The 8831-nt window shown below is 30.9% G+C and carries 9 protein-coding genes and 1 pseudogene; all 10 read left to right on the top strand.

Features of this window, described 5'->3' with window-relative positions; all coding sequences use genetic code 11:
* A pseudogene (locus CCO88_RS10475) lies at positions 1–408 on the top strand (class I SAM-dependent methyltransferase); the annotation flags it as partial.
* On the top strand, positions 401–1393 hold the full coding sequence (locus CCO88_RS08270; RefSeq protein WP_002840075.1) for a hypothetical protein: 993 nt from the start codon (positions 401–403) through the stop codon (positions 1391–1393). The pseudogene CCO88_RS10475 and the gene CCO88_RS08270, both read left to right, overlap by 8 nt.
* Before the next feature lie 2 nt (positions 1394–1395).
* On the top strand, positions 1396–2517 hold the full coding sequence (locus CCO88_RS08265) for an N-acetyl sugar amidotransferase (RefSeq protein ID WP_002811470.1): 1122 nt from the start codon (positions 1396–1398) through the stop codon (positions 2515–2517).
* A gap of 17 nt (positions 2518–2534) precedes the next feature.
* A complete protein-coding gene (locus CCO88_RS08260) occupies positions 2535–3209 on the top strand; it encodes a methyltransferase domain-containing protein (RefSeq protein WP_002840073.1) in 675 nt (224 codons plus the stop codon).
* Positions 3210–3248: 39 nt separating this feature from the next.
* Complete coding sequence (gene legI / locus CCO88_RS08255) at positions 3249–4253, top strand: N,N'-diacetyllegionaminate synthase (protein ID WP_002807490.1); 1005 nt, start codon at positions 3249–3251, stop codon at positions 4251–4253.
* Positions 4246–5400, top strand: a complete 1155-nt coding sequence (gene legG, locus CCO88_RS08250; protein ID WP_002811473.1) for a GDP-N,N'-diacetylbacillosamine 2-epimerase (hydrolyzing) — start codon at positions 4246–4248, stop codon at positions 5398–5400. Before legI ends, legG begins: the two co-directional genes overlap by 8 nt.
* Positions 5401–5408: 8 nt before the next feature.
* Positions 5409–6434: a nucleotidyltransferase family protein gene (locus CCO88_RS08245; protein ID WP_002811475.1), complete on the top strand. Its 1026-nt coding sequence runs from the start codon at positions 5409–5411 to the stop codon at positions 6432–6434.
* On the top strand, positions 6431–7336 hold the full coding sequence (gene ptmF, locus CCO88_RS08240) for an L-glutamine-D-fructose-6-phosphate isomerase subunit (RefSeq protein ID WP_002811477.1): 906 nt from the start codon (positions 6431–6433) through the stop codon (positions 7334–7336). Before CCO88_RS08245 ends, ptmF begins: the two co-directional genes overlap by 4 nt.
* A complete protein-coding gene (gene legF / locus CCO88_RS08235) occupies positions 7329–8036 on the top strand; it encodes a CMP-N,N'-diacetyllegionaminic acid synthase (protein WP_002840071.1) in 708 nt (235 codons plus the stop codon). The genes ptmF and legF overlap by 8 nt, the downstream gene beginning before the upstream one ends.
* Entirely contained in the window at positions 8036–8806 is a 771-nt protein-coding gene (gene ptmA / locus CCO88_RS08230; protein ID WP_002811481.1) for a flagellin modification protein PtmA, read from the top strand. Before legF ends, ptmA begins: the two co-directional genes overlap by 1 nt.
* Positions 8807–8831 lie beyond the last annotated feature (25 nt).

Raw genomic sequence — 8831 nt, 5'->3', positions numbered from 1 at the left:
AGTTTTAAAGATGATAGTTTTGATGCCATTATAGATGTGGCATCGCTTTGTTGCAACGATAGAGAAAAGTCAAAAAATATTTTCACAAAAGCCGTTAGAAAACTTAAAAAGGGTGGCAAGTTTTATTCTAGTGCTTTATCCAAGCAAGTTTTTGGATATGAAGCTGACAAAGGAGATTTTTTCGAGCCAAATCACGGAATTTACATCAAAATGGGTTCTTTGCGTTTTGATGATGAAAAAAGCTTAAAAGAACTTTATAAAGAATTAAAATGTATCAATTTTTATACCCAAACCTTAAAGGATAAGCAAAGTATCAAAGAAGAAATTTTAATCTTTGAAGGTGAAAAAAGCTCTACAGAAGCTATGGGGGGGGGGATTATCAAAAACAAGGCTTTGGAAAATGAGTAAAATTCTACTTGAAAAATTAGATGATCATTTCTTTTGTGATGATTTTGGCGAGGACATTTATTTTCAAAAAGAATATGCAAAATTTTATGGAAAAGTTTTTGAATTTGTTTATAAAGAAAATGGAAATTTTTTAAAAATTGTAGCCAATAAAAAAAGTATAAAGAATACTTCTTTTTTTGATTTGCAAAGTCCTTATGGGTATGGTGGAATTTATAGCAATAGCATGGATAAAGCCTTTTTAACGAGAGCTTTAGAGAATTTAAGACAGCGTGCTTTGAAGGAAAATATCGTTGCTTTTTTTATAAGATTTCATCCTTTTGATAAAAATTTAAGTTTTTATGAAAAAAAGCTTGATTTTTTCTTAAAAGAAAGAAAGATAGTCATAGTGCCAATCTATAAAAATTTAGAACAAATCAGAGCCAATTATAGTCCAAGAATAAAAACTTATGTGAAAAAAGCAAGAAAAGAACTTGAAATTTCAAAGGCAAAGGCAAGTGATGCTAAGGATTTTAAAAGACTTTACGATGAAACCATGAGAAGAAATCAAGCAGGTGAGTTTTATTTTTTTGATGATGATTATTTTAAAGAGCTTTTTAATTTTAAACAAAGCTTAATCTTAAAAGCAAGTTATAGGGGTGAAATTTTAGCCTATGCTAGTTTTTTCTTAGGTAAGAAATTTGCCTACTATCATCTTAGTGCAAATAAAAATGAAAAAAATGCCAATGCGGCTTTACTTGATTTTTCTTTTGAACTTTGTTTAAACAAAAATATTGATTTTATCCTACTTGGCGGTGGGGTGAAGGATGATGATAATTTGTTTTATTTTAAGCAAAAATTTTCAACACTTGAAAGCTTTTTTTACATAGGTGGGATAGTTTTTGATGTTTTAAATTATAAAAAATTTTGTAAAGATTATAAAAATAATTTTTTCCTCAAATACCGCAATGGGGGGGGTAGTTATTTTTACAATCTTTATATGGAGTAAAAATGAAATATTGTGATTATTGTGTTATGCCAGATACCAGACCCGGACTTAAATTTTTTAAAGATGAAAATGGCAAAAATATATGCAGTGCTTGTGTTAATCATAAAAATAAAGAAAATATTGATTATAAAGCAAGATTTAAAGAGCTTGAAGCCTTATGCGATAAATACCGCAGAATGAATGGAAAATTTGAATATGATTGTGCTATTGCCGTAAGTGGAGGTAAAGATTCGCATTTTCAAGTGCATATCATGAAAGAAAAACTTGAAATGAATCCTATTCTTTTTAGCGTTGAAGATAATTTCACCATGACTGAAGCAGGTAAGAAAAATCTTAAAAATTTAAGTGAAACTTTTGGTTGTCATATCATTAGCTTAAAACCTGATATCAAAACTCAAAAAAAAGTTATGCTAAAAACCTTTGAAAAATATGGAAAACCCACTTGGTTTATTGATAGACTGATTTACAGCTATCCTTTTGCTATGGCTTTAAAATTTAATACACCTTTATTGGTTTATGGAGAAAATGTTAGTTATGAATATGGAGGTAGTGATACCGAAGAAACTCCTAGCGCCAAAGAAATATTTTTAAATGGTGTAGCTAGTGATTTAGATATAAATGAATTTATAGACGATGAAATCAAAGAAGAAAATTTGCAACTTTTTTTCAATCCAAGCAAAGATAAACTCGATAAACTTGATCCTATTTATCTGAGCTATTTTATAAAATGGAATTCTTACTCAAATTATATCTTTGCTAAAAGTCGTGGATTTAGCGATTTGCAAGATGAGTGGGATAGAAGTCATTGTGCAGAAAATTTTGATCAAGTTGATAGTATAGGCTATATCCTACACGCTTGGATGAAATATCCCAAATTTGGTCATGCTATGGCAAGTGATTATGCGGCTCGTTTTGTGCGCTATGGGATTTTAAGCAGAAAAGAAGCCATTGAACTCGTGCAAAAAAGAGATCATAAGCTTGACAATAAATGTGTTGAAGATTTTTGCAACTTCATAGGTATTAGCAAAACCACATTTTGGAAAATAGTAGAAAAACACTATAATATGGATTTATTTTATAAAAATGATTTTGGAGAATTTAAATTAAAAAATAAATTACAATAAAAATATAAAGGAAAGAAATGCAAAACTCATTAGAAACTTATACAATGAAATATAATGAAAATGGATACGGATTACTTTTTCCAGATGGTCATGTAGTACGTTTTTATGAAAGAATTTTAAAATACAAACTAAATAAAATAAATGGAAATTTACTTGATTTTGGTTGTGGCAATGGTGTACATTCAGCGTATTTTCAAAGCAAAGGGTTTAAAACCTTCGGAATAGATATAGTTCCAAGTTTAAAAGAAATTTGGGAGCAAAATATTAGGGGGGGGGGATATTGTAAAATTATAGAACCAAATTCTAGCATCAAAGGACTTTTTGATGAAAATATGGATATTATCTTTGCAAATCAAAGTCTTTACTACATACCTCTAAAAGAACTTAAACAAAATATTTTAGAATTTTACGAACTTTTAAACACAGGTGGAATACTTTTTGCTACAATGATGAGCAAGAAAAATTATTATTTTTCCCACAGCCAAAAAGAAGAAAAAAATGGCTTGAGTAAAGTTGAAATTAATGGAAGATTAAATGAAACAAGCTTTATACATTTTATTGATAAAGCCCAAGATCTAGAAAATCTTTTTCAACCTTTTGAAACTTTATTTTTAGGAGATTATGATCCTATTAATTTTTATAATTTTGAAGGATCAGCACACCATTACATTTATGTAGGTATTAAAAAATAAAATTTTGCCTTTATTTTAAGGCAAAATAAAGGCAAAACTATGAAAAAAACTCTTATCATCGCAGAAGCAGGGGTTAATCACAATGGTGATTTAAATTTGGCTAAAAAGTTAATAGAAGTCGCAGCAGACTCAGGGGCTGATTTTGTTAAATTTCAAAGTTTTAAAGCCAAAAACTGCATCAGTATAAAGGCTAAAAAAGCACCCTATCAGCTTAAAACCACAGCTAGCGATGAGAGTCAACTTCAAATGGTGCAAAAACTTGAACTCGATCTTAAAGCTCACAAAGAGCTTATCTTGCACGCAAAAAAATGCAATATCGCCTTTCTTTCTACTCCTTTTGATCTTGAAAGTGTAGATCTTTTAAATGAGTTAGGCTTAAAAATCTTTAAAATTCCAAGCGGAGAAATCACCAATCTACCCTATCTTAAAAAAATTGCAAAACTTGATAAAAAAATCATACTTTCAACCGGCATGGCAAATTTAGGCGAGATAGAACAAGCTTTAAATGTGCTTTGCAAAAACGGTACTAAACGCCAAAACATCACTCTTTTACACTGCACTACAGAATACCCTGCCCCTTTTGATGAGGTCAATCTGAAAGCCATGCAAAGCTTAAAAGATGCTTTTAAACTTGATGTGGGCTATTCTGATCACACAAGGGGCATACACATTTCCCTAGCTGCGGTTGCCTTAGGAGCTTGTGTGATAGAAAAGCATTTTACCCTAGATAAAAATATGTCAGGACCTGATCATAAAGCAAGTTTAGAACCTCAAGAACTAAAAATGCTTTGCACCCAAATAAGACAAATACAAAAGGCAATGGGTGATGGCATAAAAAAAGCAAGTAAAAGCGAACAAAAAAATATCAACATAGTAAGAAAAAGTTTAGTCGCTAAAAAAGATATCCAAAAAGGAGAAATTTTTAACGAAGGAAATCTTACTACCAAACGCCCCGCAAATGGTATAAGTGCTATGAGATATGAAGAGTTTTTAGGTAAAATTGCTACTAAAAACTACAAAGAAGATGAGCTTATCCGTGAGTAAAAGAAAAATTTGTATAGTCAGTGCAACAAGGGCTGAATGGTATCTTTTAAGAAATTTATGTCATGAAATTCAAAACGATAAAGATCTAAGCCTTCAAATCATCGCTACAGGAGCACATTTAAGCCCTGAGTTTGGACTCACTTATAAAGAAATAGAAAAAGAATTTAAAATCACTAAGAAAATTCCTATCCTACTTGCAAATGATGATAAAATAAGCCTTTGCAAAAGCATGAGTTTAGCTTTTAGTGCTTTTAGCGATGCTTTTGAAGACTTAAAACCTGATATGGTGGTAATTTTAGGCGATCGTTATGAAATGCTTAGCGTAGCAAGTGTATGTCTTTTGATGCACATACCTTTAGTGCATTTATGTGGCGGGGAGCTTACTTTAGGGGCTATTGATGATAGTATAAGACACAGCATTTCAAAAATGTCACATTTACATTTTGTAAGTCATGAAATTTATAAAAAAAGGCTTTTGCAACTTGGAGAAGAAGAAAAAAGGGTTTTTAATATAGGTTCTTTAGCTTCTACTATCATAAAAAATATGAATTTTTTAAACAAAAAAGATTTAGAAAAAGCCTTAGAAATGAAACTAGATAAAGAACTTTACTTAATCACTTATCATCCTTTAACCTTAAATGTAAAAAATACTCAAAAAGAGATTAAAACCTTACTTAAAAAACTTGACACCCTTAAAAACGCAAGTTTGATTTTTACCAAAGCAAATGCCGATGAAAATGGACTTTTAATCAATGAAATTTTGCAAAATTACTGCCAAAAAAACTCACACAAGGCTAAACTTTTTGATAATCTTGGCTCACAAAAATACCTAAGTCTTATGAAAATAGCCAAAGCCATGATAGGCAATTCTTCAAGCGGTATTAGTGAAAGTCCTTTTTTTAAAACTCCTTGCATTAATATAGGCGATAGACAAAAAGGGCGTTTAAGAACTCAAAATATCATTGATTGCGAAATCAACGATCTTGATCAAGCTTTTGAAAAATTAGAAAGCAAAGAATTTAAACAAAATTTAAAAAATTTTAAAAACCCTTATGATAATGATAAAAATCCCAATAAATTCATAAAAACTTGCCTAAAAAATGCAAATTTAGATACAATTTTACATAAAAATTTCATCGATTTATAAGGCTTAGTGTGGATATAAACAAACTCAAACTCACCCCTGATTCAAGCATAGAAGAAGCTTTAAAAATAGTCGGGCAAGAACGCGTTAGACTAGGCATTATAGTTGATAAAAAGGATAAATTTTTAGGAGTCATTAGCGATTCAAACATCAGAAAAGCTTTAATTAGTGGCAAAACTTTAAAAGATAGTATCAAGGATATTTACACTAAAAATCCCATCACCATAAAAGAAAACACAAGCAAAGAACAGCTTTTAAAAATTTCTGCTAAAACCGATATTTATGATTTTCCTGTTTTAGATGAAAAAGGGCAAATTCTTTCCATAAAATCTGTCTCATCGCTCTTAAAAGCCAATCCAAACTCCATTATCATCATGGCTGGTGGCTTAGGCTCTCGCTTAAAAGAGCTGACTAAAGATACTCCAAAACCCATGCTAAAAGTAGGCAAAAAGCCTATTTTAGAAAGTATAGTCCAAAGGCTTAAAAATCAAAATTTTGAAAATTTTATCTTTTGTGTGAATTATAAAAAACAAATCATAGAAGATTATTTTCAAAAAGGGCAAAAATTTGGGGTTAAAATTTCTTATATTAAAGAGCGTAAAAAACTAGGCACAGCAGGAGCTTTAAGCCTTATAAAACAAGAATTTAAAGAAAGTTTTATCGTTATGAATGCAGACATTTTAACCGAGCTTGATTTTAATGATCTTTTAAAAGCGCATAAAAAATCAAAAGCTTTAATGAGCGTTTGCGTGCGTGAGTTTGAGCAACAAATTCCTTATGGAGTGATCACTCAAAAACAAGGTTTTATAGAAAATATAGAAGAAAAACCTACCCAAAAATTCCTAGTAAGTGCGGGGATTTATGTACTTGAAAATGAAATTTTAAATTTAATTGCTAAAAATGAATACCTAGATATGCCAGAACTCATCAAACTCGCTCTGCAAAAAGGTAAGGTAAATACCTATATCATCAATGATTATTGGATCGACATTGGAAGGCCAGATGAGTTTTTAAAAGCCAATGAGGATTTTAAATGAAAGTCTTAATCATAGGCTTTGGAAGCATAGGAAAAAAGCATTTTTTAGCCTTAAAAAATTTAAAGTATGAAGTAAGTTTGCTTTCTTTAAGTGCTAAAAAAGAAGAGTTTGAAAAAACTCAAATCTATCGTTCCTTAAAAGAATGTCATTTAAATGAATTTGATCTTTTTATCATCGCAAATATCACCACAGAGCATTTTAACACCTTAAAAGCTTTAAATGAGCTTGTAAAAGATAAAATCATACTCGTAGAAAAACCTTTATTTGAAAAGGTGCAAAATTTCACAAGCTCAAAAAATCACATTTATGTAGCGTATTTACTGCGTTTTCATCCTGTGATTATAGCTTTAAAAAAACTTTTAAAAGGTGAAAAAATTTATTTTGCTAGTTTGGTTTGTAATTCTTATTTGCCCCATTGGAGGGCTTTAGACTACAGGCAAAATTACAGCGCTAAAAAAGAGCTAGGTGGTGGGGTTTTACTCGATCTTTCTCATGAAATCGATCTAGCCTTTTTTCTTTTTGGAAACTTAGAGCTTATATACTCCCAAAATGCTAAAATTTCAGAGCTTGACATAACAAGCGATGATTTTGCCTTTTTGGCTTTAAAAAATTCACAAGAAGCTAAAATTCATATAGAATTAGACTATTTTTCTAAATTTAACAAAAGAGAAATTACCATTCACACTTTAGAAAAAAGCTTTAAAGCCGATTTAATAAACAATAAAATCGAAATTTATCACAAAGATCAAAGTCAAAAAATCTTAAATTTTGAAAACGATACGATAAAAACCCTTCAAAATTTACATCAAGCAATCTTTGAAAAAGACAAAGAACTTTGCGATCTTAAGCAAGCTTTAAAAGTACTTGAACTTTGCGATGAAGTAAGGAAAAAAAATGGCTGAAATTTTATGCACCATTTGTGCTAGAGGTGGAAGTAAAGGCGTTAAAAACAAAAATATTAGAAAGATTAACGAACTTGAAATGATAGCTTATAGCATCATACAAGCTCAAAATTCAAAGCTTTTTAAACACATAGTCATAAGTACTGATAGTGATGAAATCGCAAGTGTAGCCCAAAAATACGATGCTGAAGTTTTTTTTAAAAGAGAAGCCCATCTTGCCAATGATCAGGCTGCAAAACTTCCTGTCATGCGTGATGCCTTGCTAAGAAGTGAAGAGCACTTTAAAACGCGTTTTGAAACTCTCATAGACTTAGATGCTTCAGCCCCGCTTCGCTCAAGCCTTGATATAAAAAAAGCTTATGAAAGTTTTGTTAAAAATGATAATTCCAATCTCATCACCGCAGTTCCTGCTAGACGCAATCCTTATTTTAACCTCGTAGAAATACAAAATAACAAGGTAGTAAAATCCAAAGAAGGAAATTTTACCACTCGCCAAAGTGCCCCAAAATGCTACGATATGAACGCTAGTATTTATATCTTTAAAAGGGATTATCTTTTAGAAAATGATAGTGTTTTTGGAGAAAAAACAGGGCTTTTTGTGATGGATGAAAGCACGGCTTTTGATATTGATAGCGAGCTTGATTTTAAAATCGTAGAGTTTTTAATCTCTTTAAAAAATTTATCGCCAAAGGATTTTTAATGCTTGAAAATAAGATCATCTTTGTAACAGGAGCTTGCGGACGCATAGGTAAAGTGCTTTGCAAAAAAATACTTCTTAATAAAGGCACAGTGATACTTGCAGATATCAACAAAAAACGCTTAAATAAATTGCAAGAAAATTTAGAAACAAATTTTAAAACAAAACTTTTAAGCTTAGAACTTGACATCACCAAACAAGAAAGTTTACAAATTGCCCTTCAAAAAAGTCAAGAAAGATACGGCAAAATCGATGCTTTTGTTAACTCAAGCTATCCTTTTGGCAAAGATTGGGGTAAAACGCCTTATTATGAACTCAAATACGAACAAATTTGTGAAAGTTTAAATTTACATTTAGCAGGCTTTATGCTGGCTGCTCAAGAATTTGTGAAATTTTTTAAACAACAAGGCTATGGCAATATCATCAATCTTAGCTCCATCATGGGAGTTTATGCGCCAAAATTTGAAAACTATGAAGGCACTTCCATGCAAAGCTCTTTAGAATATAGCGTGATAAAAGCAGGGATTAACCACATGGGTACTTGGCTAGCTAAAGAGCTTTTTAATCAAAACATACGCGTTAATACCCTAGCAAGCGGGGGAATTTTAGACAATCAAAACGAACTTTTTTTAAAAGCTTATAGAAAATGTTGTGCGAGTAAAGGCATGTTAGATGCAGATGATATATGTGGAACTTTGGTGTTTTTGCTTAGTGATGAGAGTAGATTTATCACAGGGCAAACCTTAGTGGTAGATGATGGATGGGGCTTATGATGACCTTCACCCCTACTCAAAAAGA

Source organism: Campylobacter coli LMG 9860, assembly GCF_000254135.1.
Taxonomy (GTDB): Bacteria; Campylobacterota; Campylobacteria; order Campylobacterales; family Campylobacteraceae; genus Campylobacter_D; species Campylobacter_D coli.
Note: the sequence above shows the minus strand (reverse complement) of the source record. Positions and strands in the feature narration are given on the sequence as shown.

Coding starts and splice junctions, on each gene's coding strand:
- ptmA (WP_002811481.1), top strand. CDS start 8,036: ATGCTTGAAAATAAGATCATCTTTGTAACAGGAGCTTGCGGACGCATA.
- legF (WP_002840071.1), top strand. CDS start 7,329: ATGGCTGAAATTTTATGCACCATTTGTGCTAGAGGTGGAAGTAAAGGC.
- ptmF (WP_002811477.1), top strand. CDS start 6,431: ATGAAAGTCTTAATCATAGGCTTTGGAAGCATAGGAAAAAAGCATTTT.
- legI (WP_002807490.1), top strand. CDS start 3,249: ATGAAAAAAACTCTTATCATCGCAGAAGCAGGGGTTAATCACAATGGT.
- CCO88_RS08260 (WP_002840073.1), top strand. CDS start 2,535: ATGCAAAACTCATTAGAAACTTATACAATGAAATATAATGAAAATGGA.
- CCO88_RS08270 (WP_002840075.1), top strand. CDS start 401: ATGAGTAAAATTCTACTTGAAAAATTAGATGATCATTTCTTTTGTGAT.
- CCO88_RS08265 (WP_002811470.1), top strand. CDS start 1,396: ATGAAATATTGTGATTATTGTGTTATGCCAGATACCAGACCCGGACTT.